This window comes from Caulobacter sp. GW821-FHT10A10, assembly GCF_059415745.1.
In genome coordinates this window covers 443,930-468,670 of the sequence record NZ_JBWKNV010000004.1, presented here as the reverse complement: position 1 = coordinate 468,670, position 24,741 = coordinate 443,930, and the positions used below count along the sequence as shown (strand labels likewise).

General features: G+C 68.6%; 21 protein-coding genes. 7 read left to right on the top strand and 14 right to left on the bottom strand.

Annotation, left to right across the window (positions count from 1 at the left end; genetic code table 11):
* Positions 1-116 precede the first annotated feature (116 nt).
* Positions 117-1,034, top strand: a complete 918-nt coding sequence (locus AC07NS_RS14125) for a hydroxymethylglutaryl-CoA lyase (protein WP_494604166.1) — start codon at positions 117-119, stop codon at positions 1,032-1,034.
* Between the two features lie 166 nt (positions 1,035-1,200).
* Here AC07NS_RS14125 and AC07NS_RS14120 read toward each other — a convergent pair whose 3' ends face one another.
* The 5 genes from AC07NS_RS14120 to AC07NS_RS14100 form a co-directional block, all read right to left on the bottom strand.
* A complete protein-coding gene (locus AC07NS_RS14120; protein ID WP_494604164.1) occupies positions 1,201-1,611 on the bottom strand; it encodes a DUF2141 domain-containing protein in 411 nt (136 codons plus the stop codon).
* Positions 1,612-1,625: 14 nt separating this feature from the next.
* The gene (locus tag AC07NS_RS14115; protein WP_110119714.1) at positions 1,626-2,801 is read right to left on the bottom strand and encodes an aromatic ring-hydroxylating dioxygenase subunit alpha; all 1,176 of its coding nucleotides are present in this window, start codon (positions 2,799-2,801) and stop codon (positions 1,626-1,628) included.
* The gene (locus AC07NS_RS14110) at positions 2,798-4,006 is read right to left on the bottom strand and encodes a serine hydrolase domain-containing protein (RefSeq protein WP_494604163.1); all 1,209 of its coding nucleotides are present in this window, start codon (positions 4,004-4,006) and stop codon (positions 2,798-2,800) included. Before AC07NS_RS14110 ends, AC07NS_RS14115 begins: the two co-directional genes overlap by 4 nt.
* Positions 4,006-4,899: an SMP-30/gluconolactonase/LRE family protein gene (locus AC07NS_RS14105; RefSeq protein ID WP_494604162.1), complete on the bottom strand. Its 894-nt coding sequence runs from the start codon at positions 4,897-4,899 to the stop codon at positions 4,006-4,008. The genes AC07NS_RS14110 and AC07NS_RS14105 overlap by 1 nt, the downstream gene beginning before the upstream one ends.
* Positions 4,900-4,978: 79 nt before the next feature.
* Entirely contained in the window at positions 4,979-5,533 is a 555-nt protein-coding gene (locus AC07NS_RS14100) for a TetR/AcrR family transcriptional regulator (protein WP_494604160.1), read from the bottom strand.
* Positions 5,534-5,905: 372 nt separating this feature from the next.
* Between AC07NS_RS14100 and AC07NS_RS14095 the strand changes: the two genes are divergently transcribed.
* Together AC07NS_RS14095 and AC07NS_RS14090 are read left to right on the top strand one after the other, a co-directional pair.
* A complete protein-coding gene (locus AC07NS_RS14095; protein ID WP_494604158.1) occupies positions 5,906-8,446 on the top strand; it encodes a TonB-dependent receptor in 2,541 nt (846 codons plus the stop codon).
* Between the two features lie 88 nt (positions 8,447-8,534).
* Positions 8,535-9,848 (top strand): MFS transporter, encoded by a 1,314-nt coding sequence (locus tag AC07NS_RS14090; RefSeq protein WP_494604156.1) that lies wholly within the window; start codon positions 8,535-8,537, stop codon positions 9,846-9,848.
* Positions 9,849-9,907: 59 nt separating this feature from the next.
* Here AC07NS_RS14090 and ku read toward each other — a convergent pair whose 3' ends face one another.
* From ku to AC07NS_RS14060, 6 genes are all read right to left on the bottom strand, one after another.
* Entirely contained in the window at positions 9,908-10,750 is an 843-nt protein-coding gene (gene ku / locus AC07NS_RS14085; protein WP_494604154.1) for a non-homologous end joining protein Ku, read from the bottom strand.
* Between the two features lies 1 nt (position 10,751).
* Entirely contained in the window at positions 10,752-12,218 is a 1,467-nt protein-coding gene (locus AC07NS_RS14080) for an alpha,alpha-trehalose-phosphate synthase (UDP-forming) (RefSeq protein WP_494604152.1), read from the bottom strand.
* On the bottom strand, positions 12,215-13,009 hold the full coding sequence (gene otsB / locus AC07NS_RS14075) for a trehalose-phosphatase (protein ID WP_494604150.1): 795 nt from the start codon (positions 13,007-13,009) through the stop codon (positions 12,215-12,217). Before otsB ends, AC07NS_RS14080 begins: the two co-directional genes overlap by 4 nt.
* A gap of 131 nt (positions 13,010-13,140) precedes the next feature.
* On the bottom strand, positions 13,141-14,937 hold the full coding sequence (locus tag AC07NS_RS14070) for a glycoside hydrolase family 15 protein (RefSeq protein ID WP_494604148.1): 1,797 nt from the start codon (positions 14,935-14,937) through the stop codon (positions 13,141-13,143).
* A gap of 39 nt (positions 14,938-14,976) precedes the next feature.
* Positions 14,977-17,130 (bottom strand): amylo-alpha-1,6-glucosidase, encoded by a 2,154-nt coding sequence (locus tag AC07NS_RS14065; protein ID WP_494604147.1) that lies wholly within the window; start codon positions 17,128-17,130, stop codon positions 14,977-14,979.
* Between the two features lie 138 nt (positions 17,131-17,268).
* Positions 17,269-18,333 (bottom strand): glycosyltransferase family 4 protein, encoded by a 1,065-nt coding sequence (locus AC07NS_RS14060; RefSeq protein ID WP_494604146.1) that lies wholly within the window; start codon positions 18,331-18,333, stop codon positions 17,269-17,271.
* 220 nt (positions 18,334-18,553) lie between these two features.
* On the opposite strand from AC07NS_RS14060, the gene AC07NS_RS14055 reads away from it, so the two are divergent.
* The 4 genes from AC07NS_RS14055 to AC07NS_RS14040 all read left to right on the top strand — a co-directional run bounded on the left by AC07NS_RS14055 (position 18,554) and on the right by AC07NS_RS14040 (position 21,559).
* Positions 18,554-20,041, top strand: a complete 1,488-nt coding sequence (locus AC07NS_RS14055) for a L,D-transpeptidase family protein (protein ID WP_494604145.1) — start codon at positions 18,554-18,556, stop codon at positions 20,039-20,041.
* Positions 20,042-20,273: 232 nt separating this feature from the next.
* The gene (gene mepK, locus AC07NS_RS14050) at positions 20,274-20,954 is read left to right on the top strand and encodes a peptidoglycan L,D-endopeptidase MepK (protein WP_494604144.1); all 681 of its coding nucleotides are present in this window, start codon (positions 20,274-20,276) and stop codon (positions 20,952-20,954) included.
* 30 nt (positions 20,955-20,984) lie between these two features.
* Positions 20,985-21,332, top strand: coding sequence for a hypothetical protein (locus AC07NS_RS14045; protein WP_494604143.1), 348 nt, complete (start codon positions 20,985-20,987; stop codon positions 21,330-21,332).
* Positions 21,333-21,346: 14 nt separating this feature from the next.
* A complete protein-coding gene (locus AC07NS_RS14040; RefSeq protein WP_494604142.1) occupies positions 21,347-21,559 on the top strand; it encodes a hypothetical protein in 213 nt (70 codons plus the stop codon).
* A gap of 19 nt (positions 21,560-21,578) precedes the next feature.
* Here AC07NS_RS14040 and hfsH read toward each other — a convergent pair whose 3' ends face one another.
* From hfsH to hfsF, 3 genes are read right to left on the bottom strand one after another with little or no spacing between them, the layout of a single operon-like run.
* Positions 21,579-22,361 (bottom strand): oligosaccharide deacetylase HfsH, encoded by a 783-nt coding sequence (hfsH, locus tag AC07NS_RS14035; RefSeq protein WP_494604141.1) that lies wholly within the window; start codon positions 22,359-22,361, stop codon positions 21,579-21,581.
* Complete coding sequence (gene hfsG, locus AC07NS_RS14030; RefSeq protein ID WP_494604140.1) at positions 22,361-23,305, bottom strand: polysaccharide biosynthesis protein HfsG; 945 nt, start codon at positions 23,303-23,305, stop codon at positions 22,361-22,363. Before hfsG ends, hfsH begins: the two co-directional genes overlap by 1 nt.
* Complete coding sequence (hfsF, locus tag AC07NS_RS14025) at positions 23,302-24,741, bottom strand: polysaccharide biosynthesis protein HfsF (RefSeq protein WP_494604139.1); 1,440 nt, start codon at positions 24,739-24,741, stop codon at positions 23,302-23,304. Before hfsF ends, hfsG begins: the two co-directional genes overlap by 4 nt.

Genomic DNA, 24,741 nt, shown 5'->3' with positions numbered 1-24,741 from the left:
CCGCGCGGGCTCCCCGCCTGTCGGGCGCCGGGGGCGGGGCGCTGGTTTCGAAGGCGCCGCCGCGCATGCTCGCGCGCCATGCCTGCCTGTGTCGCGGGCGTCGAGGAACACGCGCCATGACCACCCGCATCGAGATCGTCGAAGTGTCGCCCCGCGACGGGCTGCAGAACGAGAAGACGATGGTCTCGGCGACCGACAAGGCCGCCCTGGTGCTCAAGGCCGTCGAGGCCGGCGCCCGCCGGGTCGAGGCGGTCAGCTTCGTCAATCCGCGCGCCGTGCCGCAGATGGCCGACGCCGACGAGGTGATGGCCCGGCTGCGCGGCCAGCAGGACTTGCGCGCGCGCGGCGTGTCGCTGATCGGCCTCGTTTTGAATCGCCGGGGCCTGGATCGCGCCATCGCCGCCGATGTCGACGAGGTCAATTTCGTGGTGGTGGCCAGCGAGACCTTCAATGCCCGCAACCAGGGCGTCCCGGTCTTCGAGACCCTGCGGCAGATTTCCGAGGCCCCCGAAGTCGCGCGCCAGGCCGGGCTGAAGCTGGGCGTCACGATCGCCGCGGCCTTCGGTTGCCCGTTCGAGGGCGAGGTGGCGGTCGAGCAGGTGGCGCGGATCGCCGCCGAACTGGCGAGCTTCGGCGTCACCGAGATCACCCTGGCCGACACCATCGGCGTGGGCGATCCGCTGGCGGTCGAGACCCGCTTCGGCGCCGTCCGCGCCGTCGCGCCCGGCGCTGTGCTGCGCGCCCACTTTCACAACACCCGTAACACGGGCCTGGCCAACGCCTTCGCCGCCTGGCGCGCGGGCGTGGCCAGCCTCGACGCCTCGATCGGCGGCATCGGCGGCTGCCCCTTCGCCCCGGCCGCCACCGGCAACGTCCCCACCGAAGACCTGGCCTACATGTTCGCGCGGATGGGCGTGGCGACGGGGCTCGACCTGCCGTCGCTGATCGAGACGGCGGGCTGGCTGAAGGGCGTGCTGGGCGCGCCGGCGCTGCCGGGCATGGTGTCGAAGGCGGGGGGGTTTCCTCAACCCTGATCCTTCTCCCCTTGCGGGAGAAGGTGGCGTCCGTAGGACGTCGGATGAGGGGTCTCTCAAAAGCAAAACGCCGCGACAGGCCTTTCGACTGTCGCGGCGTTTCAGGTCTGTGCGACCCCTCATCCGTCGGCTGGCGCCGACACCTTCTCCCGCAAGGGGAGAAGGATCAGTACTTCAGACCGATGCTGACGCTGGCCCCGCCAGCGCCGACATCCACCGCCGAGTCCTCGAACTTCGGCGGGCCGAACCTCGCTTTGGGATCGCGCGACAGGCCGACGCCGTCGGCGGGCAGGCCAAGGGCCGTCTTCTTCATCACTCCGTCGCCGTCCTCGTCGTGGAAGGCCAGGAACGACCAGCGGCCGGGCGGCAGGTTGGCGATCTTGGCCGTCACCGCGCCGGAGGCGGCAGGGACCTTCACGTTGTAGGGGCAGGTCTTCAGGAAGGTCGCCTTGTCGCAGGCCGAGACCACGATCTGGCCCTTGGCGCTGCTGACGCCGGAGACGCGAACCTCCACGGGAGCCGCATGAGCGGCCCCCGCGGCGGCGGCGAGAGCGATGGCGAGGATGCTCGATTTCACGCTTTTCGCTCCCACTATTCGGCCGCGGCCGGCGCTTGGCCGCCGTGGCGTTGTTTCAAGGCTTCCTGGCGCACCCGCTCGCCGTCGACCAGCGGCACGGTCTTCAGCAGGAAGTCCTTGGCCAGCTTGGGATCGGCGCGGTCGGGCGAGGGGATGACCATCGCTCGCTTGCCCTGGATGTCGCGCTCCATGGCGTCGACGTCCAGCGCCCAGCCCTTCTCGATCAGCTCGCGGCGCTTGTTGCGCCAGGCCACCATGATGCCGTCTGACTTCACGCTGACTTCTTCGTGCAGATAGACGGGCAGCAGCTCGGGGCAGACCTTCTCCATGATCACGCGGTCCTGCTCGAAGATGCGCAGGGTGCGGCGGCGGCTGTCGCCGTCCCAGATTTTCTGGGTCAGGAAGTTGCGGGCCATGATCCAGCGGGTGATCGTGGTGGTCTCGTCGATCGGCGTGTTGACGTCGAAGATCACCGTCGACCAGGTCGGGGTCGGGCGGATCTGGATCCGCACGTGGGCGCCCGAGACGTGGAAGCCGTTGCGCACGGTCACCATGCTGCGCTTGGCCTTGCGGAAGAACTTCCACATGCCCTTGTACTCGGGGGGCACGAACTTCAGCTCGGCATAGGCCGAGTACTCGTCCTGCTCGAGGGTGAACTCGTGGACCTGCGGGGCCTCCTTGTCGCCGAAGCTCGGGTGGACGAAGGCCGCGTGCGAGGGGTCGATGCCGTTCTCGGTGATGCGGGCGTAGTTGGCCTTCCACTCGTAGGTGCCGCGGATGCAGCGCCAGGCCGGATCCTCGAACTCGGGGAAGGGCGGCAGGGGCGGACGCTCGGCCTCGGGCAGGTCGCCCATGAACACCCAGATCATCCCGTACTTCTCCTGCACGGGGTAGGAGTCGATCTTGGCGCGCGGCGGGATCTTGGCGTCGGGCTCTTGCGACGGGATCTTCACGCACTTGCCGCCGCCGTTGAAGCGCCAGCCGTGATAGGGGCACTCGATGGCGTCATCGACGACCATGCCGCTGCCCAGCGACGCGCCGCGGTGGATGCAGACGTCCGACAGGCAGCTGACCTTGCCCTTGGAGTCGCGGAACACCACGAACTCCAGGCCCAGCATCTTCACCCGCTTGTGGCCGCCGTTGGGGATCTCGTCGCTGTAGTCGGCCACGTACCACTGGTTCTTGATCATGGCGTCTTCTCCGGCTGCGGGGCGGGGGTGAGTCCGCGGAGGATGAGATTGGGTATCTTGGTGTCGTCCCAGTCGTCGAGGTCCACGCCGTCGCGCAGGATCACCAGTTTCTGCGAAGGCACGATCCAGAGGCGGCGCTTGCCCCAGCCGTCGAGGAAGATGGCGTCTTCCGCGGCGATCGGCTCGGCCGACTTGCTGCTCTTGTCAGGACGTTCGGGCGTGTAGATGCGGTCGGCCGCGTAGGGGCGGCCGCGCCAGATCTGGAAGCCGTAGCCCGGATTGGCCTTGCCCGGCGCGCTCATGGCTTGGACGTACGAAGTCGGCAGCACCTGCCTGCCCTCGAACGAACCGCCATTGGCCAGCATGACGCCGATGCGCATCCAGTCCTGCACCTGCGAGACCAGGCAGCAGTCGCCATGGGCCAGGCCGCCTTCCTTGGCCAGCCACAGCTGGCCGTCGTGCATGCCCAGCGGCGCGAACAGCTTCTCGGACATGTAGGCAGCGAAGGTCTTGCCGGTGGCCCGCTCGACGATGACGCTCAGCGCCACCGGGTCGGGATTGTGATGGCCGAACACCGTGCCCGGCGGGTGGGTCGCCTTCAGGGCCAGGTTGTCCTTGGCCAGGTCCGGCGACAGGAAGGTGCGGATGGTGCTGGACCACGGCGCGTAGGAATAGTCCGGCGCTTCCAGGCCCGACGACATCTGCAGCAGGTCGCGGATGGTGATCTTGGCGCGCTCGTCGCCGCGCCACTCGGTGATGAAGTCGGCGGCCGGCTGGTCGACCGACTTGATCTTGCCGTCGGCGATGGCGGCGCCGATCAGCATGCCGGTCAGGGTCTTGGTGAAGGAGTGGGCCTTCATCCGGCTTTCGGGGCCGACGCCGTTCCAGTAGCGCTCGTAGACGATCGCCCCGTCCTTGACGACGATCAGGGCGTCCGACTTGCGGGCCCCGGCGTAGTCGGCGGCGGCGGCCGGGGCGGCGGGATCGATCCCGGCCGCCTGCGGCGTGGTCTTCGGCAGGGCCTTGCCCGGCGCGCCCTTCACCACGGCGACCGGCTTGTACCAGTCGATCGGCGGCTCCAACGGGTTGACGGTCAGGGCGCGGAAATAGCGGCTCCAGTAGAGCGGCGCGGAGGCGTAGGTCGCCGCGCCCGCCAGGACGACGACGCCGAGGCCCGCCAGCAGGATCTTGCGCTTCTTGCCCATCAGGCCGCCTTTGCTTCCACGATCGACGTCACGCCGAACGGGATGTCGAGCTTCACGCTGGCGACGGTCTCGCCGCTGTCCAGCGCGATCTTGGCCAGCTGGCCCGAGAAGAAGTCGCCGGCCCAGAAGTGGGCGCCGTCGTCGGTGGCGCGCAGGAACGACCAGCCGCGGCCTTCCGGCACGGCGTAGGTGCGGACCACCGAGCCGTCCTGGGCCACGCGGCGCACTTCATTGCCGCAGCTGACCAGCACGTCGTCGTTCGGGGCGGTCGCCAGGCCGAACACCATGCCCGGCGGGTCGGTGCGGACATAGAGCGGCGACAGCTGGGCGTCGGCCTCGATGTCGTAGCGGAAGACGGTGTGTCCGGTCTCGGAAACGTAGGCCACGGTCTTGCCGTCCGACAGCAGGGCGAGGTGCGTGACGCCCAGGAAGCCCATCACGCCGCCATGATACTCGGGGCGATAGAAGCGCACGACGCGGCCGTCGGCGTCGAAGCGCACCAGGCGGCCCTCGCCGGTGAAGGGCGGGGCGAGACCCGACAGGTGCTCGCCGGCCAGGGCGCCGCCGTCGGGCAGGAACACCATCGAGCCCAGGCCCCGGCCGGGGAGAAGCGAGGCCTGGCCTGGAACGCGGCGCCCGTCGGCGTCGATGCGGGTGACGTTGCGGGCGAAGGGGTCCAGAGCGTTGAGCTCGCCGGTGCGGGGATTCACCGCCAGGCCCGAAACCATGCCGAAGTCGCCCGTGTGCAGCGCCGCCTTCACCTGCAGATCAGGGCCCAGCAGCAGGATGCGCGACAGGCCCAGCTTCAGCTGGTGGTCGGTGACCGTGGTGGCGGCCACCCAGAGGTCTCCCGCCTGGGGTTTGACGGGAAGAGAGAGGGGGTCGCCGAACATGAAGGTCTCCGGGTGCCATCAGCCCCGCGGTTGGCGGGATGCTCGGAGATTTTCAAAAAGGGACCGACCGGTCAATTTTCTATTCGGCGATATCCGCCTGATGAGAAATCGCGACCTCGACGCCCGTCTGATAGCGGCCCATCACGTGGTCGAGCATACCCGCGACCTTATCCCAGGCGTCGTCGTCGTGAAGATCGAAACCGAAGAAGTTCGGCTCGAACTTGGCGCGCATGCCGATGTAGGAGACGGCCGACAGCATGGTCATGGCCACGGCCAGCAGTTCCTTGTCCTCGCTGCGTTGGCCGATGAACAGCCGCTCGTACTCTTCCCAGATGCGGATGCGTACGGCGGTGACGGCGTCGCGCAACTCGGGCGGGCCCGCGAACTCGCCGGCCATGATGGTGGCGACGGCCGGATGGGCGCGCAGGGTCGAGGCGTAGGCCCGCACCAGCATGCGCAGGCGTTCCATCGCCGGACGCTGGTGGAAGGTCTCCAGCGACTCGTCGATCATGTCGGTCAGGCGAGGCCAGACGCCGGTGCGGCGCACCCAGGCGTCGGCGACGCCGCCCAGTCCGCCGAAATAGTCATAGATTTGTTTCTTGCCTACGCCCGCTTCCTTGATTAGGGCGTTCACACCCGCGTCGTGGACGCTTCCGCGCTCCATAAGACGCCCAAAAGCCTCCACGATCGCTGCTTCAGTGGCGATCCGACGTGATTGTCGAGGCTTGGGCGCGGCGGCGATCTCTGACAGCATGGCTTACTTTCCTGAACTCCTATCCGATGGACGGACAAACGCTTTATCGCAAGACCTGTATTGGTCCGGCTCCATCATCTTGACCGGCGGGGAACAGTCGCGGTGAACGCGGCGGGGTGTGGTCAAGATTTGAAGAGGGGAGTCATGACCAAGTCGGCGATGAATATCTACTGTGCGAGCGCGAGCGCTCTTACGCTTTTGGTCTGCGCGGGGCAAGCCTTCGCGCAAACGACAACTTCGGAAGAGTCCACGGTGATTGGAGAGATCACCGTAACGGCTCGTGGTAAGTCGGAAGCTCTGCAAGAGGTTCCGATCAGCATCAATGCGGTGTCGGCCGAGACGATCGAGCGCCGTAATATTTCTGACATTGCTCGGGTGGCGCAATCGACCGCCGGCCTGACCTTTGATCAGGGTCTGACGCCTAGCGATACGCGTCCGGCCATCCGCGGCGTGCAAGCCGTTCGGGGCCGTCCGAACGTGGCCATCCTGGTGGATGGGGTCGACACGTCTTCGGAAGCCTTCGCCACCGCCGGCGGCGGCGCTCTGGCGAGCCTGCGCTTCGTCGACGCCGAGCGGATCGAAGTGGTGAAGGGCCCGCAAAGCGTGCTCTACGGCCGCTCGGCCTTCTCCGGCGCGATCAACTACATCTCCAAGCGTCCGAACCTCGACGAGTTCGAGGCCAAGGCCAGCATCGAAGCCGGCAGCTTCGGCCTGAAGGAAGGCAAGGTCTCGCTCAGCGGTCCGCTGGTGCAGGACAAGCTGGCGCTCAGCCTGAACGTCGGCGCCTGGGAGAACGACGGCCAGTACCGCAACAGCGTCAGCGGCGCCAAGGTCGGCGGCGGCGAGTCCAAGGGCGCGGCCCTGGGCCTGCTGATGAAGCCGACCGAGAACCTGACGGTCTTTGCTCGCGTGCAGACTTCGCACGAAGAGTACGACCAGATGGCCCGGGCCTTCATCACTTCGGTGAACCCGCAGACCGGCGCGGCCAACACCGCCGATCTGGGCGTCTCGGCCACCGATCCGAGCACGGGCCGGGCCGGCTACACGGTGAAGGGCAACCTCGCCAACGCCGCGGTGGTCAAGAACCAGACCGTCTCCTATTCGCTGGATCCGCGCACGGGCAAGGACTTCACGGGCACCGTCACCGACGCGACCCGCGCCTCGTTCGAGATCAACTATGAAAGCGACTGGGGCACGTTCACCTCGCTGACCGGCATCACCCGCGGCGAGACCACCCAGATCCAGGACTTCGACAACAGCGACTACAGCCTGTCGGGCAATGTCCTGTCGTCCTATGCCGGCATCGCGCCGTTCTACGGCTCGCTGTATCCGTACCTGAGCTTCCTGCGCGCCTACGGTCTCAACTACTCGACCGTGGCTCCGACGGGCGGCCTGCCGGCCATCGGCTTCTCGGTGATGCTGGACGACGAGTTCGACACCAAGCAGCAGAGCCAGACGCTGCGCTGGAACAAGGACTTCGGCAAGCTGCGGACCTCGCTGGAAGGCCTGTACTTCCACGAGCAAGCCAGCCAGATCAACAAGGATCAGTTCTGGATGCGTACGGGGTCCGATCCCCGCATGACCATCCTGACGGCGCTCTACATGGGCGGCGGCGCCAGCGCGACCGGGACCTTCCAAGCCCCGACCACGACGGCCAAGGCCACGGCCGACTATCCGCTGAAGATCTCGCGTGAGACCGACTCGCTGTCGTGGGCCGGCAGCGTCGAATACGACGTCACCGACGCCCTGACCGTGCGCTTCGACGGTCGCTACATCGAGGAACGGATCGCCTATCGCGGCAGCCCGTACCAGCCGATGTACTACCGCCTGTTCGGCGTCCAACTGGTCTGCCTGACCCAGCTGGGTTGCGCCGCCGGTCCGGCCGGCACCGCCTCGGTGCGCGCCGCCCAGATCGCCAAGACCACCCAGATCGACAAGAAGACGGTCAAGGACCACGCCTTCACGCCGAACTTCGTGGCCAACTACAAGCTGACCTCGCGCAACTCGGTCTATGCGTCGTACGGCGAAGGCTTCAAGCCGGGCGGCGTCGACACCACGGGCACCAGCGGCAGCGTGGACTCGACCTTCAAGCCGGAGAAGCTGCAGAGCTTCGAAATCGGTTCGAAGAACGTCTTCCTCGGCGGCGACCTGGTCGTGAACGGCGCGATCTTCTTCAACCGCTACAAGAACCAGCAGATCGGCACCACCAAGGTGCTGGGCGGCACCTCGGTGCCGTCGGTGGAGAACGCCGGCGAAAGCGAAAGCAAGGGCTTCGACCTGACCAGCGACTGGCGGGCGACGAACTGGCTGACTCTCAGCGGCAACTACACCTACACCGACGCCGAGTTCACCAACTACAAGGTCTCGACCCCCGGCTACTTCGACCGGATCGAGTCCACCGGCGGCAACTACACCGGCAACGCCGTGCCGCTGACGCCCAAGCACAGCCTGAACGTCGCGGCCCTGGTGACCGGCGACCTGCCGGTGGGCGCCGGCTGGACCTGGACGACCGAACTCAGCGGTCGCTACCAGTCCAAGCGCTACATGACCCAGAACAACCTGACCTGGCTGCCGAGCTACTTCGTCTCGGATCTGCGGGCCGGGATCACCGACGGGTCGTGGAGCGTCGACGTCTCGGTGACCAACCTGTTCAACGACGACACCCCGAAGAACGCCATCGCGGCGACCGACTTCGGCTACTTCGACCTGAACAACAACACCCCGGTGCGCGCCTACGTCGTCAGCCTGCCTGACAAGCGCGCCGGCTCGATCCGCATCAGCAAGACCTTCTGATCCCGCTGACCGTGTGAACTGCCAAGGCCCGGCGCGCCTGCGCGCCGGGCCTTTTCCTTGCCCCCAAGCTTTCCTGGAGTTCCCCCAAATGGCGAAGGCCAAAGATCCCGAGCGCTTCGGCATAGTGGCGATCGAGCCGGGCGTACGCGCCGGCCACATGTGGACCGCGCTCTACGCCTCCTTCGTCAATATCGGCCTGGCCACGACCGTGGCGATCATGACGCCCTACGTGCTCAGCGCCAATCTGGGCGTGCCGCTCGACCGCCAGGGCTCGGCCCTGGGAATCCTGAATCTCGTCAACGAGGTGGCGCTGCTGTTCGTGTTCGGCCTGGCCGGAGCCCTGGCCGACCGCGTGGGGCGCCGCGCCGTCTACGCCGTCGGCTTCCTGGCCACGGCCGCCGGCTATCTGCTCTATCCGCTGGCCACCAGCCTGTGGGACCTGTCGCTCTACAAGGTGATCTACGCCATCGGCATCGGCGCGACGACGGGCATGCTGTCGACCGTCCTGGCCGACTATGTGAAGGCCCGCGACCGCGGCAAGATCGTCGCTCTCTCGGGCGTGCTCAACGGCCTGGGCGTGGTGGTGCTGGCGCTGGCCATCGGCAAGCTGCCCTCCATCTTCGTGGCCGACGGCATGGGCGAGAAGGCCGCCGGCCAGGCCGCCCTGGCGGTCGCGGCGGTGATGTGCGTGATCTCGGCGGCGGTGATGTGGTTCGGCCTCAAGCCGGGCGTGGCGACGCGCACGGTCGAGCGGCCCAAGCTCTCGACCCAACTGGGCGTCGGCGTTGCGGCGGCCAAGGCCAATCCGCGCATCGTCCTGGCCTACGCCTCGGCCTTCGTGGCCCGGGGCGACCTGGCCATCGTCGGCGCCTACGCCATCGCCTGGGGCAAGAAGGCGGCGCTGGAGAACGGCGCCACCCTGGCCGACGCCCTCGACCAGGGCCGCATCCCGTTCATCGTCGCCCAGTCGGCGGCCCTGCTGTGGCCGGTGGTCGTGGCCCTGATGATCGACAAGGCCCACCGCCTGACCGCGCTTGCGGCCTGCATGCTGCTGGGCGGCGTCGGCTACCTGGCGACGATCTTCATCGACGACCCGCTGAGCAAGGCGGCCATGCCGCTGTTCGTGCTGCTGGGCGTGGGCCAGATCAGCGCCTTCATCGGTTCTCAGGCCCTGATCGGCAAGGAAGCGCCGGAGGAGGGCAGGGGCGCCGTCATCGGCTTCTTCAACCTCTGCGGCGCGTTCGGCATCCTGGTGCTGGGCACGGTCGGCGGCGTGCTGTTCGACGTCGTCGGCCCGGCCTCGCCGTTCGTGCTGGTGGGCATCCTCAACGCGATCGTCGGCTTCGGCTGCATCTATCTGCGTCTGAGGGAAGCGAAGTCGCCGGTGGCCGAGGCGGCCTAGGACGCCAACCCAACCCCGAGCATCCCCGCCTTCGCGGGGGATGCTCGGATTTTGGTGAACTAGGAGGCCTTCTTCGCCTTGGCCGCGGCCTTCGCCGCCGGCTTTCTGGCGGGCGGCTTCACCGGCGCCTTGCCGCCGAGGCTCTTGCGCAGCGCCTCCATCAGGTCGACCACGTTCGTGTCCTCGGGCGGAGCGGCCGAGACCTTGGCCTTGCCGCCCTTTTCCTTGCGCTTGATCAGGGCGCGCAGGGCGTCCTCGTAGCGGTCCTTGAAGGCCTGGGGCTCGAACGGACCGTCCTGCTGCTCGATGATCTTGCGGGCGATGGCGATCATCGAGGCGTCGGCCTTCTTGGCCGGAATGTCGTCGAACAGGTCTGCCGGGTCGCGCACCTCGTCGTAGGATCGCAGCGAGTAAGCGATCAGCCCCTTGCCGCGCGGCTCGATGGCCAGCAGCCGCTCGCGGGTGTGCATGACCACGCGGCCAAGGGCGATGCGCTTGGCCCCGGCCATGGCGTCGCGGATCACCGAATAGGCCTCGACCGCCAGCTTTCCGTCCGGGACCAGGAAGTAGGGATTGTCCCAGTAGAGGCGATCGATGTCGGCCACGTCGACGAAGCGCTCGATGTCGATCGTGCGGGTGCTTTCCAGTCGCACGCTCTCGATCTCCTCGGGCGTGACGACGACGTAGCGGTCCTTCTCGACCTCGTAGCCCTTGACCAGGTCGGACCGCTCGACGGGCCCGAGGTCCGGGTCCGTCGCCACCATCTTGATGCGGTTGTGGGTCTTGGGGTGCAGCAGGTTGAACCGCACCTCGCCGCCGGGATTGGTGGCGGTGTAGAGCGCCACCGGGCAGGTCACGAGCGAGAGCCGCAGATGGCCCTGCCAGGTGGGGCGGGCGGCCATGTCAGGTCTTGGCTCCGGCCAGGGCGGCCTTCTTGACCGCCACGACCGGCGGTTCCTCCTCGGCGGCCTCGGTGTTGGCCGGTTCGGCCACCGGCGGACGCCCCTTCAGCGCCGCCACGAAGTCGTCGCGCCAGGCGGTCACGTCCTGGCGGGTGACGTTGTCGATCAGCGCCTCCCAGCGCCGCTTGCGCTCGCCCTCGTCCATGGCCAGGGCCCGGCTCAGCGCGTCCGAGATCTCCTCGGGGCTGTTGGGATTGATGATCAGCGCCTCCTTCATCTGCCGCGCGGCGCCGGCGAAGCGCGACAGGATCAGCACGCCCGGATCCTCGGGGTTCTGCGAGGCGACATACTCCTTGGCCACCAGGTTCATGCCGTCGCGCAGGGGCGTGACCAGCGCCGCCCGGGCCGCGCGATAGACCCCTGCCAACTCGTCGCGCCGATAGGAGCGGTTGAGATAGCGGATAGGCGTGAAGTCCATCTCGGCATAGGCGCCGTTGATGCGACCGATCAGGCCGTCCAGCCGGTGGCGGATGTCCTGATAGGCCTCGACCTCGTCGCGTGACAGCGGCGCGATCTGCAGCAGCATGACCTCGTTCCGCGCCTCCTCGTTGTCGTGCAGGAAGCGCTCGAAGCCGATCAGGCGCTCCTCCAGACCCTTGGAGTAATCTAGGCGATCGACGCCCACGACCATCTTGCGGAACACGCTGTGCGCGGCCATCCGGTCATAGACCCGCATGGCCCGCGAGCTCTTGGTGATGCGGGCGAAGTCCTCGGCGTCGATGCCGATCGGGAAAGCGCCAGCCTCGGTCACCTGGCCGAAGGCGCGCAGGCGGCCGTCCTCGGTCTTCTCGCCGCCGACCTCGTTGAGCACATAGCCCTCGAAGGCCTGCAGGCTCTCCTCGGTCTGGAAGCCGATCAGGTCGTAGTGGAACATCGCCTCCACCAGCGGCCGGTGGCGGGGCAGGGTGACAACCAACTGGTGGGCCGGCCAGGGGATGTGCAGGAAGAAGCCGATGCGGTTGGTCACGCCCAGCCGCCGCAGCTCCCGCGCCATCGGGATCAGGTGATAGTCGTGCACCCAGATGATGTCGTCCGGCTCGATCAGCGGGCGCAGGGTCTCGGCGAAGCGCTTGTTGACCCGGTCATAGCCCTCGCCGAACGAGCGGTCGTAGGCCGTCAGGTCGACGCGGTAGTGGAACAGCGGCCACAGCGTCTTGTTGGCGTAGCCGTTGTAATACTCCTGGTAGTCGCCTTCCTCGAGGTCGACCGTCGCCACGGTCACGCCCTCGATGCGCTGCATCGACAGCTGGCCGGTGAATTCCGGCGTGGTCTTGCCACTCCAGCCGAACCAGATGCCGGAATATTCGCGCAGGGCCGCGGCCAGGGCCATGGCCAGGCCCCCGACGCTTTCCTCGCCCTTGCCGGACGGCGGATTGACGCGGTTCGATACGACGATCAGGCGGCTCATAGGGTTGCCTCGCTGGTCGTGACGGCCTGGGCGGCGGCGTCCAGCCAAGCGTGAACGGCCTGTGGGCCGTCCAGGCGATAGGTCGCGGCGGTGGGGCGCTCGGGGCCGACCAGCACGCCGAAGCCGCCCAGGCGGGCGGCGGCGGCGAAGCCGTCCTCGTCGGTCAGGTCGTCGCCGACGAAGATCGGCGCCGCGCCATGGAAGGCCGGTTCGCGCAGCAGGGCGGCGACCGACGAGCCCTTGTCCTGGCCGGGCGTGCGCAGTTCGGCGACCATGTCGCCCAGTTGCAGCACGAGGCCGGTCTGGCGCGCCAGACGTTCGGCGGCCTCGACAACGGCGTCGGCGGCCGAGGGGGTGTTGCGGTAGTGCAAGGCGAGGCTCAGGTGCTTGTCCTCGAGCAGCAGGCCGCGATCGCAGCGGGCAAGGTCGCCCAGCACGTCGCGGGCTTCGGCCAGGCCCTCGTGGGGCTGCGAGCGCCAGGCGCCGGCGGGGGTACGGCGCTCCAGGCCGTGCACGGCGGCCAGATAGGCCACGCCGTCCTGACCGAGGATGCGCGAAAGATCGTCGAGCGAGCGGCCGCTGACCACGGCCACGCGGTCGTTCAGGGCGGCCCGCAGGCGCGCCAGCAGGGCCGCGCGCGCGGGGTCGGGGCCGACGTCGTCCGGACGCGGCATGATGGGCGCGAGTGTTCCGTCCAGATCGAGGAACAGCGCGGAATTGGCGGGAATATTGATCGGCGGCGTCGGAAGATCCGACGTCGCAAGCCTAGCGGCAGACCCGTACGCGGTCATGCAGTTTGGCCCCTTTCACTATGGAACTAAGCGCCAACAACGCATGCCGTAACGATTTCGATCCCCCGCACGGTCCAGCTGTGCGTCACGTTTCGCTCACCAAAACGTGCAGGGGTTAGGCTTGACCGGTATCAGCGCACCGAAGTCCAGGGCCTGCTCAAGAGCGCCGCGCAGTTGATCAGCCCCACCAGGGAATAGGTCTGCGGGTAGTTGCCCCACAGCTCGCCGTCCTCGAAGCCGATGTCCTCCGACAGCAGGCCGGCGGCCGTGCGGCGGCCCAGCATTTCCTCGAACAGATCCCGCGCCTCCTCGATCCGGCCTTCCAGATAGAGCGCCTCGATCAGCCAGAAGGTGCAGATGTTGAAGGCCGTCTGCGGCGTGCCGAAGTCGTCGGGCAGGGCGTAGCGCAGCAGGTAGGAACCCTTGCGCAGGCCCGCCTCGATGGCCGCCACCGTGGCCTTGTTGCGCGGATCGTCGGCGGCGATGTAGCGCAGGTCCACCAATTGCAGCAGGCTGGCGTCCAGTTCCTCGCCGCCGAAGGTGGCCGCGAACCGGCCCAGGGTCTCGTTCCAGGCCTGGCTGTCGATGGCGCCCCGCACCTTGGCCGCGCGCTCGTTCCAGAAGACGGCGCGGTCGGGCAGGCCCAGCTTCTCAGCGACATTGCCCAGGCGGTCGCAGGCGGCCCAGCACATCACCGACGAATAGGTGTGCACATTGGCCCGGCCGCGGAACTCCCACAGGCTGGCGTCGGGCTGGTCGTGCAGCTGGAAGGCCCGCTCGCCCACCGGCTCCAGGGCCTTGAAGTCGTCGATCGTGGCCGGCCGCAGCAGGCGCTCGTCGAAGAAGGCCTGGGTCGAGGACAGCACGATCTGGCCATAGACGTCGTGCTGCTGGTGCTCGAAGGCCTGGTTGCCGATCCGCACCGGCCCCATGCCGCGATAGCCGGCCAGATCCGGGGCGAAGCGCTCGATCAGCGCCGGCTCGTAGCCCACCCCGAACAGCGGCTGGATATGGCCGCCGGCCGCCCGGTCGACGATGTTGCGCAGATAGGAGAGGTAGTTCTCCAGGATGTCGACCGCGCCCAGCCGGTTCAGGGCCTGGACCACGTAATAGGCGTCGCGCAGCCAGCAGTAGCGATAGTCCCAGTTGCGGCCGCTGTTGGCGTGCTCGGGCACCGAGGTTGTCATGGCCGCGACGATCGCGCCGGTCTCCTCGTGGGTGCAGAGCTTCAGGGTGATGGCCGCGCGGATCACCGCCGACTGCCAGTCCAGCGGCACGGCGAGACCCCGCACCCAGTTCAGCCAATAGTCCTCGGTCTGCTGCAGCATCCGCGCGCAGGTGGCCCCGACGTCGGCGTCGAAGCCCTCGTCGGCGCCCAGGAACATGGCGATCGGCCGCTCGATGCGGAACGTCCGCTCTTCCAGGATGTGCGAGACCGGGCAATCCGTCGTCAGCCGGATCGTCATGTCCGAGCACAGGTAGCGGATGTGGTTGGAGCCGTTGGTGTGCTCGGCCAGGCGCGCGCCCCAGCTGGCGGTCGGGCGCAGGCGGATGGTGGCGCGGCACACCCCGCTCAGCGGCCGCACCAGGCGGATGAAGGCAGTGGGGCGGTAGATGCGGCTGAACTGCTGGAAGCGCGGCGCGAAGTCGATGATCTCCAGGCTCGCCCCATCGGCGTCGGTGATCACCGTGCGCAGGATCGGGGTGTTGCGCAGATAGGCCTGCTCGACGCTCGTCGCGCCGTCCACGACCACGTCCCACAGCCCCTTGCCGCCCTCGAACGGCGGCTCCAGGCCGCTGAGCAGGGTCGAGAACACCGGATCGGAATCCACGCGGGGCATGCAGCCCCAGACGAACCGGCCGTCGCGGTCGATCAGGGCGTTCACGGCGCAGTTGCCGATCGGGAAGAGGTCGAGGTTCTGGGGCATTGGACTTTTCTCTTCTTGTTCTTGGGTAAGCTTGAGGAACTAGCAGCGGGTCAGGATTGGCACCGTCGAGCGCCGGCCGGCCTGCACCGTGACATGGCGGCCGACGTGTTCGAAGGAAAGGTCGGTCAGCTTGTCGCCGACGCCGAGGTTCTCGATCGACAGGCTGTCAATGCCGATCGGCAGGCGCGGTTCGGTGACGCGGATCTCGCCGGCCCAGCCATCGACGGTGATGCCCAGACAGGCTTGCAGCATCATGAAGGCCGAGCCGGCGGCCCAGGCCTGGGGCAGGCAGGCCACGGGATAGGCCACCGGCGGCTCGCCCGGCTGGCGGGGGAAGCCGCAGAACAGCTCCGGCAGCCGCATCTCGTAGTGGGCGGCGGTCTCGAACAGGCCCGAGGTCATCCGCACCACGCCGTCCCTGTGGCCGTAGCGGGCCAGGCCCATGGCGCAGATGGCGGTGTCGTGCGGCCAGACCGAGCCGTTGTGATAGCTCATCGGATTGAAGCGCGGCTCGCCCTCGGCGAGGGTCCGCACCCCGAAGCCGTTGTGGAACACGTTGGACAGCAGGGTCTGCGCCACCTTGGCCGCCCGTTCGGGCGAGGGCAGGCCGCAGAACAGCAGGTGCCCGGGATTGGAGCCGCGCACCCGGCAGGGCTGGCCGTGGCCGTCGATGGCCATGGCGTAGAAGCCCTTGTCCTCCATCCAGAACCGCTCCTCGACCGTCTTGCGCAGATGCTCGGCCTTGGCGGCCCAGCGCTCGGCGTTGTCGGTTTCGCCGCGACGGCGGGCCAGATCGGCCATGCCCCTGAAGGCGGCGAAGGCGTAGCCCTGCACCTCGACCACGGCGATCGGACCGTCGGGGAACTTGCCGTCGGCATGGAACACGCTGTCCTCGCTGTCCTTCCAGTTCTGGTTGGAAAGGCCCGTGTCGGCGCCGCGGGCGTAGTCGATCAACCCGTCGCCGTCGCTGTCGCCGAAGTGCTCGATCCAGGCCACGGCGGCTTGCAAGGCCTCCCACAGCTCGTCGATGAAGGTCAGGTCGCCGGTCCGCTCGGCATAGGCGCAGGCCAAGGCCACGAACAGCGGCGTGGTGTCGACCCCGCCGTAGTAGCGGCCGAAGGGCAGTTCGCCGAGGGCGGTCATCTCGCCCTTGCGGGTCTCGTGCATGATCTTGCCCGGCGCGCTGTCGCGGAAGGCGCTGACCTCCTCGGCCTGGTGCTCGGCCAGATAGGCCAGCACGCCCTTGGCCAGGCGCGGCTCGATCCACAGCACCTGCCAGGCGGTGATGATGGCGTCGCGGCCGAACGGGGTCGAGAACCAGGGGATGCCGGCATAAGGGTAGGGGCCGGTGGCGAACTCGGTGGTCAGCAAGGCCAGGTCCGCCCGCGACTTCTCCAGCCAGTCGTTGAACAGCCGTCCCGAGCTCTTCAGCCGCGCCCCGCGCCGGCGGCGGCCGCGCATGTCCAGCCGCGCCCGGGCGGCGGCGGCGCGCCAGCGCTCGCGGGTCGGCGGATGGTCCGGAACCGGCCCGACCTCGAGATAGAGGTCGAAATGGGTGTCCGGCGTCAGCATGAACATGAACTCGGCCCGCTGCGGCGTCAGCCGTCCGGGTGGTTCGGAGAAGGCGATTACGCTGTCGCGCCGCAGCTCGTCCAGGCCCTGGTAGGCGAAGTGCACCGAGCGGCCGTTCAGTTCGGCCGGCAGCACCCGGCCGCGCGCCTTACGCTTGGAGCCGCGCACCTCGAACATGTCGTGGAAGTCGGCGTCGTACTCCAGGATCACCGGCAGGATGACCATGTCGCGGCTGTAGTTGACGAAGCGCAGCCGCTCATAGAGCCGCTCGGACCACAGGAAGCGCTTGCGCTCGATATGGATCGCGCCGTGCGGCGCCGAGGACCCGCCCAGCGACTGGACGGTCTGGTTGGTGGAGTGCGAGGTGAAGAAGACGTTGTCCTGCGAGACGCTGGCGCTCAGCAGGGCGGGCGGCTTGCCGCCGATCAGCAGCCGCAGGCGCGACAGCAGCCGGGTGTCGTCGTGGAACAGGCCGTCCGCCGCGCCCAGCACGTCGCCGAAGGCGTCGGCCACCAGGAAGGTGTCGCGGTCCTTCAGGGCGAACAGCCGGTAGGGCACGCGAGGTTCGCCGGTTTCGCCCTGCTCGCCGGCGGTCAACGGGGTCGGTGCGAGGTCGTCCATTCGATGCCCCTTAATCCGGAACGCTGGGTCTTAAACGCGATCAGCGGCCGCGCCGGTGAGGGCGCGGTCGCTGAAACTTGAAAACACAATGCGGCCTCAGGCCGGCAGCTTGGCCGTTTGGACTGGGCCGCCGACGGGTCAGGCGCTCTGGGCCAGCGTCAGGCGCGGCGGCTGGGCCGCCTCGTCCAGGCGGCCGTAGAGGTCTTCGTACCGACGGGCCATGGCGTGGGCCGAGAACCGGGTCTCGAACCGCGCGCGCACCGTCTGGCGCGACAGGTCGGGCAGGCGGCGCAGGGCGGCGACGGCCTCGTCCTCGTCGTCGACGATGAAGCCCGTGACGCCTTCCTCGATCACCTCGGGCACCGAGCCCCACTGGTAGGCGATCACCGGCGTGCCGCAGGCCATGGCCTCGATCATCACCAGGCCGAAGGGCTCGGGCCAGGCGATGGGGAAGAGCAGGGCGTCAGCGCCGCCCAGGAAGGCCGACTTCTCGGCGTCGCCGATCTCGCCGACGAACTCGATCAGCGGATGGTCGAGCAGCGGCTCGACGACGGCGTGGAAGTACTCGCGATCGGCGGCGTCCACCTTGGCGGCGATCTTGAGCCGGCGGCCGACCCTTTTGGCGATGGCGATCGCCCGCTCAGGACCCTTCTCCGGCGAGATCCGCCCGAGGAAGGCGAGGTAACCCTCGGATTTCGGGTGATATTCGTAGATCTCGGCGCACATGCCGTGCAGCACCGTGCCGGCCCAGTTGGCGAAGGGCAGGGGCGCGCGCTGGCTGTCTGAGATCGAGACCAGCGGGAATTGCGGCCAGCGGCGATAGACGCCCGGCAGGTCCTTCAGATCGAGCCGCCCGTGCAGGGTGGTCAGGGTCCGCTCCGCCATGCCCTCGAACAGCGGGAAGTGGATCATGTCGGTGTGGAAGTGGATGACGTCGAAGTCGTCGGCCCGGCGGCGCACCTCGGCCAGCATGGCGATGTGGGCGGCGAGGTCGGACTTCAGCGGGGCGGGATCCAGGCGGATCGCCTGGTCGCGGACGACCACCAGGTCGGCCTTGGTGCGGGCTTCGGCGGACGCGAACAGGGTGACCTCGTGGCCCAGGTCGACCAGGGCGTCGGTCAGATGCGCGACCACCCGTTCCGTGCCCCCGTAAAACCGCGGCGGAACGGCTTCGTACAGGGGCGGAACCTGGGCGATTCTCATGTCGGGTAATCCTGGCAAGGACGAATGTGGCGCAAAGGCGCCGACGTCGAAGTGCAAACCGCAAGTGTGGCGTTAAGGTTCCGCAACGTGAGAAAGAACCAAATGGCGACCTTGGCCGTTGCAGTTTCACGATCCTCGCGTTGACGAAGCCGACGCGGAATTGCCATTTGTGAAGCGCGCGGAGGGGCCGCGCGCAATGTGCGTGCGAGACCCGTCACCGGTGAGACAGAGCCTGAAAGTATCGACCGCCCTGCTGGGGGCGGCCCTGTGGATGTCGGCGGCTCCGGCCGTTCATGCTCAAGCTCAAGTCCGGCCTGTCCGGGCGCCGCAACAGGCGCCCACGCCCGTGCCCGCGCCGCCGGCGCTGCGCGCCGACCAGATCGACCTGCTGGCCAAGGCGCTGACCAATGCGCCCTCGCACGGCTTCGAGCCCGGCGCCTTCGCGCCCGACCGCGCCCTGGCCCAGCTGGACTCTCGCAACGGCGCCGATCGCCAGGCGGGTCTGAACCAGCTGATCGCCCTTACCCTGCGCTACGCCAAGGCCGTGCACAGCGGCCGCCTGGCCCCCGCCGACTTTGACAACAACTGGGGCCTGCGCCCGGCCGCCTACGATCCCGCGCCGGGCTTCGCCGCCGCCGTGCAGAACGACCAGCTGGCTAGCTGGCTGGAAGAGCTGTCGCCGCCCTATACCGGCTACCAGACCTTGCAGAAGGGCCTGGTCACCTATCGCGACATCGCCGCCAAGGGCGGCTGGGCGATCATCCCCGAAGGGACGCCGCTGAAACTGGGCGACAAGGCCGATCCGCGCATCGTCCAGCTGGAGGCCCGGCTGGCGGTCGAGGACCCGACCATCGCCGTCGACGGCGTGGCGGTGTTCGACGAAGCCTTGCAGCAGGCCCTGATGCGCGCCCAGAAGCGCTTTGGCCTCAATCCCGACGGCGTGCTGGGCAAGGGCACGCTGGCGGCGCTGAACGTGCCGGTTCAACTGCGCATCGACCAGATCGTCGCCAACATGGAGCGCTGGCGCTGGCTGCCGCAGGAGCTGCCGGCCGACCGCATCCAGGTCAACATCGCCGCCGCCGTCATGAGCGTCTTCCACCACGACGCCCCGACCCTGACCATGCGCGCGGTCACGGGCCGTCCGGGCGACGAGACGCCGATGCTGCAGTCGGCGATCCACTCGATCGTGCTCAATCCGCCCTGGAACGTGCCGTCCTCGATCGCCACCAAGGAGCTGTGGCCCAAGGAGCGGGCCAATCCGGGCTATCTGGCGCGCAACGACTTCATCGTCATCCCGACCGGCGACGGCGGCTCGCGCCTGCAGCAGAAGGCCGGCGACAAGGCCGCCCTGGGTCTGGTGAAGTTCGACTTCAACAACCCCTACGGCGTCTACCTGCACGACACCCCGTCGCGGGCCAAGTTCGCCAGCTACAGTCGCCTGGCCAGCCACGGCTGCGTGCGCCTGGAAAAGCCGATCCCGCTGGCCAAGCAGTTGCTGGCCAGCAATCCGGAATGGCAGGCCGAAGCGGTCGACACGACCATCGCCTCGGGCAAGACCGTCCGCGCCCAGCTGGGCCAGCCGATGGCCGTGTTCCTGCTCTACTGGACCGCCTATGTGACTCCGGACGGACAGGTGAACTTCCGCGACGACCCCTATGGCTGGGATCGCGCGCTGGTGCAGCGTATCGCCGCAGCGAAAGCCGTCTGAGCGTCTCGCCGGGGCGCCCAAGCGAATGTCTTTAAAGCACTTGAAGCGTGGCCGGCGTCAAAGCCGCTCACGCTTTCGGCTGTCATGCCCGTCCCGGCTCCGCTTGACCCGAGCGCCCTCGTCAGGCCTCTTTTGGTGCGTAAGCCTTTCCGATCCGGAAAGTTTATCGTGTTCCAAGTGAGCTTAGGCGGCCTTCGGGCGGCCTGACGCAGTCAGTCGGGAAAGCGTATCCATGATCGAACGACGCAAGCTTCTGGGGCTTGGCCTCGGTGTGCTGGGCGCCAGCGCGGTCGGGCCCATGGCGGCCTTCGCACAGTCCAAGTTCGGCCCCGGGGCCGATCCCATCGCCGACCTGCTGATGAAGCAGGACCTCGGCAATGCGGCCGAAGGCATGTCGGATAACGACCTGCCGCAAGCTTCGGTTCCCGCGCCCCGGCCGACGATCCAGCGTGTCTCGTCCGAACCCCGCTGGGTGAAGCTGCACAACGTGCACACCCAGGAAAAGGTCGAGGCGGTCTATTTCGAGAAGGGCGAATACGTGCCCGACGCCGTCCAGGCCCTCGACAAGGTGCTGCGCGACTATCGGACGGGGGACGTCGCCCCGATGAATCCAGAGCTTTTCGACATCATGGCCGGTCTCGCGGCGCGCACCGAGACCAAGTCCCACTTCCAGATCATTTCCGGCTACCGGTCGCCCAAGACCAACGCGATGTTGCACGCGCGCAGCGGTGAGGTCGCCAAACGCAGCCTGCACATGGACGGCAAGGCGATCGATCTCTATCTGGAGGACGTCTCGCTGGATCGTCTCCGGACCGCGGCCCTCGACTTGAAGCAGGGCGGCGTCGGCTACTACCCGGTGAGCAATTTCGTCCACGTCGACGTCGGCCCTGTCCGGCGTTGGGTCGGCTCCTAGGATCGGAGCCGTCCCTTTAGGGAGCTCCAGATGGCCAAGGCCGAACGTCGCGGCAATCCGTTGGGATGGATCGTCCTGGGTTTCGTCGTTGGCGCCGTCGCGGCCCTCGGCGTGATCCTGGTGGTCAGCGCCGGGGTCGGTTTCGACAACGGCGGCTATCAGGAAGGTCCCGAGGTGCGCACCGCGGCCGATGACGCCGCCAGCGCCGCCGTTACCCGCACGCCCGCCGCCCAAGCCGCGCCGGCGGCCACGCCCGAACCCGAAAAGCCGCCGGTGGTCGAAGCGCCCGCCGCAACGCCCAAGCCCGCCCCCGAAGTCGACCCGCAGATGGCCGACGACGCGGCGGCGGCCGGCATGACCTCGCGGACGCGCCAGTAGAGCCTGGGCTGGCCATGAGGACCGAGCCGCTCAATCTCCCAATTCAACCGGACAAGGTCGAAGGGGTGCGTGCGCTGCTCGTCGAATGCGGCGTGTCGAAGTGGCGGGAGACCGAGATGGGGCCTGCCCGCATCGACCTCGCCATGAAGGTGACGCTCGAACAGCAGCAAAAGATCTTCGAGCGAATATCTGTCGACGCGTTCGCCCTGATCGGGCTCGCGCTCTAGCCAGCCTCGTATCGGACCTCTAGAGCCCGATCCGTCGCGATCCCTCGGCCACCGTCACCACGTCGAAGCCGGCGTTGACCGCGCCGTCGACCAGCCGTTCCAGCGCCTCCACCGTGCAGCCCCAGGCCGACGGCTTTTCCGCCACGTCGTGGGTGTAGAGGATCAGCCACGCCTTGCGGCGGTGGGCGGCGTCCAGCCAGCGCAGGGCGACAGCCTCGCCGTCCTCGCCCTCGATGCCGACGGCCGGGGCCTGGTTGAGGTCGGCCCCGTTGGCGATCAGGCCGTGATGCAAGGCCCGCAGCGTCTTGAAGCGTCCCGCCAGGGCGGTCTTGGCTGGCGCGGCGACATCGCCATAGGGATAGGCGAAGCTGACCGCGCTTCCCACGCCCCAGGCGGCCAGGGCGTCGGTGTTCTGGGCCACGTCGGCCAGGGCGACCTGGGTCGAGGCCTGGCCGCAGTCGAGGTGGCTGAAGGTGTGGCAGCCGATCTCGTGACCGGCGGCGTGCAGGCGGAAGGCGTCCTCGCCCGTGGCGTAGCGGCCCATCGGCCCGTCGCGACCCGTCAGCCCGGCGGCGAAATAGTAGGTGCCGCGAAAGCCCCGGGCCTCCAGCACCCGCGCCCCGGCCTCGCAGGCGGTGGCCGGCGCGTCGTCGAAGCTGAACGACACCATCGGCCGGGTGAGCTTTACCCGCGCCGGGCGGCGGTGCTGCAGGCGGATCAGCCGGCGGCGGACCTTGCCCTTCAGCGAGCGGTCCGGCTCGTAGGCGTCCACCTTCTCGAAGGTTTGTTCGACTGCGGTCATCACACGGCGTCCGAATAGAGGGCGGCCCGGTAGAGCCGCATGGAGAATGCACGAAGAGGCGTCGGCAGCGATTCCGAAAGCGCGATCGCCTTCAGCCACGGCCGCCAGGTCGCGCGCAGGGGAACGCCCTTCAGGGCCTTGGCGACCTTGTAGCTGGGATAGGCGCTGACCACGTCGCGGTGGGCGGCGACCACGCGGGCGAAGTTGGCGGCCGACTGCTCGTACTTGGCGGCCATCACCGGCGCGGGATCGAGGCCCAGATGCGTGGCGGTGTTGTCGATGTGCAGGATCGGGTGGGCGCGGGCCACCCGCATGGCCCATTCGACGTCCTCCCAACCCCAGCCGGCGAAGCCCTCGTCGAAGGCGATGGTCTCGAAGACGTCGCGGCGGACCAGCAGGTTGGAGGTGAAGACGTGCTTTTCGGGCTCGCGCGCCCGTTCGGGGGCGGGCGTGCAGTCGCTCTTCAGCGCCATGGCCCGGTGCAGGGCGTGCTCGGGCCGGATCGGCGTCTGGTCCAGCGTGAAGCCGCCGAAGGCCACGGGGGCGTCGTCGCCCGCCACCGCCAGCCAGCGCGACAGGAAATCGCGCGGGTCAGGCAGCATGTCGCTGTCGAGGAACAGCAGGTGCCGGCCCCGGGCATGGGCGGCCAGGCGGTTGCGGCCCTGGGCGCGGCCGGCGTTGGCCGACAGCCGCACGAAGCGGGCGGGGCGCTTCAGGCCCGCGATGATCTTGCCGATGCGGGCGGCCAGGGCCTCGTCGCCGCCGCCGTCGTCCAGCACCACGATCTCGACCGCGTCATCCCCAATGGCCTTCTTCGAGCCATCCAGGGCGCGGAGCAGGGCGGTCGGGTCGTCGCGGAAGGTCGGGATCAGCACCGACAGGCGTGGTGCGGCGGAGGCCCACGCGGCGTTGTCGGTGACGGTTTCGGTGATCGGGGCGGTCATGCGGGGCGGAACCTGCGGGTGATGACGGCCAGGCGGCCGCGAGCGCCCCCAGCGTCGAGCAGCAGGGCCGCGCCGGCGAAGGTCGCCGCGCCGAGGCCCGCCTTGAGGATCAGTTCGAAGAGGCCGCCGAAGTCGGGCAGGGCCAGGACCAGGGCCGCCATCAGGGCGCTGGACAGGCCGACCTTCGCCAGCGCCTCCCACGGGATGGGCAAGGCGCAGGCCCGGCGGCCCAGCACGCCGGCCGCGATCGCGCCCAGGCCATAGCTGGCGGTGGTGGCCCACAGCGCGCCTTGCAGGCCAAAGCGCGGGATCAGGATCAGGTTCAGCGCCAGGTTGGCGCCGGCAGGGATGGCCATGCAGACGCTCAGCATCGTCGTGCGCCGTCCAAGCGTGAAGGCCTGCAGCAGGTAATAGGTGGTCACGCCCGACAGCCAGCCGCTGGCGGCGATCCACGGCGTCACGCCCGCCGCGCCGTCGCGCAGGGCCGGGCCGATCATCACCTCGGTCAGGGGGCGGGCGACCAGGGCCAGGCCGACGGCGGCCGGCAGGGTCAGCAGCACCATGAAGTCGGCCTGCTCGCGGGCGCTTTCCTCCAGCGCCGGCTGGCCGCCGCGCTCCAGCGCCGCGACCATGGCCGGGCCGCCGGCCATGCCCAGCCAGATGAAGACGACGTCCAGGGTGCGCGAGCCCAGCGAATAGCCGGCGTGGTAGACGCCGACCGCGCTCTCGTCGAGGAAGGCGGCCAGCAGGAAGCGGTCGGTGGTCGACAGCACCAGGGCCAGGATCAGCGAGAAGGCCACCGGCAGGCCGTAGGCGGCGTAGGACTTGGCCAAGGCCTTGTCGAAACGGCCGCCCTTCAGCCGTCCAAGGTCGGCGGGCAGCACGAACACCAGGCACAGCAGCGAGATCGCGCCCATGCCCAGGATCGGGGCTGCGCCGCCCAGGCCTACCAGGGCCAGGATCAGGCCCAGGGCGAAACCGCCCACCGTCTGGATAACGTCGAGCAGGGCCGCGCCCGACACCTCGCCGGCGGCGCGGCGGCGTTCCTGAGACAGCTTGGCGAGACTCTTCACCGCCGCGGCGGCGAAGGCGGCGGCGACGGCGACCTTCAGCGCAGGCGCCATCGGCCAGAAGCGCAGGATCACGGCGGCGGCGACCGGTATTGCCAGGGCCATCAGGATCCAAAGGCGATAGAGGGTGGCGAAGTGGTCGGGCAGGCGGCCGTCTTCCTGCGCCCTCGCATGGAAGCGGGCCATGGCCGCCTCGGTCCAGGTCAGCAGGGCCGTCTGGGTCAGGCTCAGCGCCGAAAAGGCCAGCGCATAGGTCCCGTACTCGGCCGGGGTCAGCACCTGGGTGAACAGCACGATCGTCAGGAGGCCGACGACCCCCTGGGCGATGTTGACCGGCAGGTAGCCGAGGACGCCGCGCCAGAACAT

Bases quoted from the DNA above. Each gene is read 5' to 3' on its own strand.
- hfsF (WP_494604139.1), bottom strand. From the start codon at position 24,741: ATGTTCTGGCGCGGCGTCCTCGGCTACCTGCCGGTCAACATCGCCCAG.
- ku (WP_494604154.1), bottom strand. From the start codon at position 10,750: ATGGCCGCCCGCCCCACCTGGCAGGGCCATCTGCGGCTCTCGCTCGTG.
- AC07NS_RS14105 (WP_494604162.1), bottom strand. From the start codon at position 4,899: ATGTTCGGCGACCCCCTCTCTCTTCCCGTCAAACCCCAGGCGGGAGAC.
- AC07NS_RS14070 (WP_494604148.1), bottom strand. From the start codon at position 14,937: ATGCCCCAGAACCTCGACCTCTTCCCGATCGGCAACTGCGCCGTGAAC.
- AC07NS_RS14080 (WP_494604152.1), bottom strand. From the start codon at position 12,218: ATGAGCCGCCTGATCGTCGTATCGAACCGCGTCAATCCGCCGTCCGGC.
- AC07NS_RS14110 (WP_494604163.1), bottom strand. From the start codon at position 4,006: ATGGGCAAGAAGCGCAAGATCCTGCTGGCGGGCCTCGGCGTCGTCGTC.
- AC07NS_RS14090 (WP_494604156.1), top strand. From the start codon at position 8,535: ATGGCGAAGGCCAAAGATCCCGAGCGCTTCGGCATAGTGGCGATCGAG.
- AC07NS_RS14125 (WP_494604166.1), top strand. From the start codon at position 117: ATGACCACCCGCATCGAGATCGTCGAAGTGTCGCCCCGCGACGGGCTG.
- AC07NS_RS14115 (WP_110119714.1), bottom strand. From the start codon at position 2,801: ATGATCAAGAACCAGTGGTACGTGGCCGACTACAGCGACGAGATCCCC.
- hfsH (WP_494604141.1), bottom strand. From the start codon at position 22,361: ATGACCGCAGTCGAACAAACCTTCGAGAAGGTGGACGCCTACGAGCCG.
- AC07NS_RS14040 (WP_494604142.1), top strand. From the start codon at position 21,347: ATGAGGACCGAGCCGCTCAATCTCCCAATTCAACCGGACAAGGTCGAA.
- otsB (WP_494604150.1), bottom strand. From the start codon at position 13,009: ATGACCGCGTACGGGTCTGCCGCTAGGCTTGCGACGTCGGATCTTCCG.
- AC07NS_RS14060 (WP_494604146.1), bottom strand. From the start codon at position 18,333: ATGAGAATCGCCCAGGTTCCGCCCCTGTACGAAGCCGTTCCGCCGCGG.
- AC07NS_RS14045 (WP_494604143.1), top strand. From the start codon at position 20,985: ATGGCCAAGGCCGAACGTCGCGGCAATCCGTTGGGATGGATCGTCCTG.
- AC07NS_RS14065 (WP_494604147.1), bottom strand. From the start codon at position 17,130: ATGGACGACCTCGCACCGACCCCGTTGACCGCCGGCGAGCAGGGCGAA.
- hfsG (WP_494604140.1), bottom strand. From the start codon at position 23,305: ATGACCGCCCCGATCACCGAAACCGTCACCGACAACGCCGCGTGGGCC.
- mepK (WP_494604144.1), top strand. From the start codon at position 20,274: ATGATCGAACGACGCAAGCTTCTGGGGCTTGGCCTCGGTGTGCTGGGC.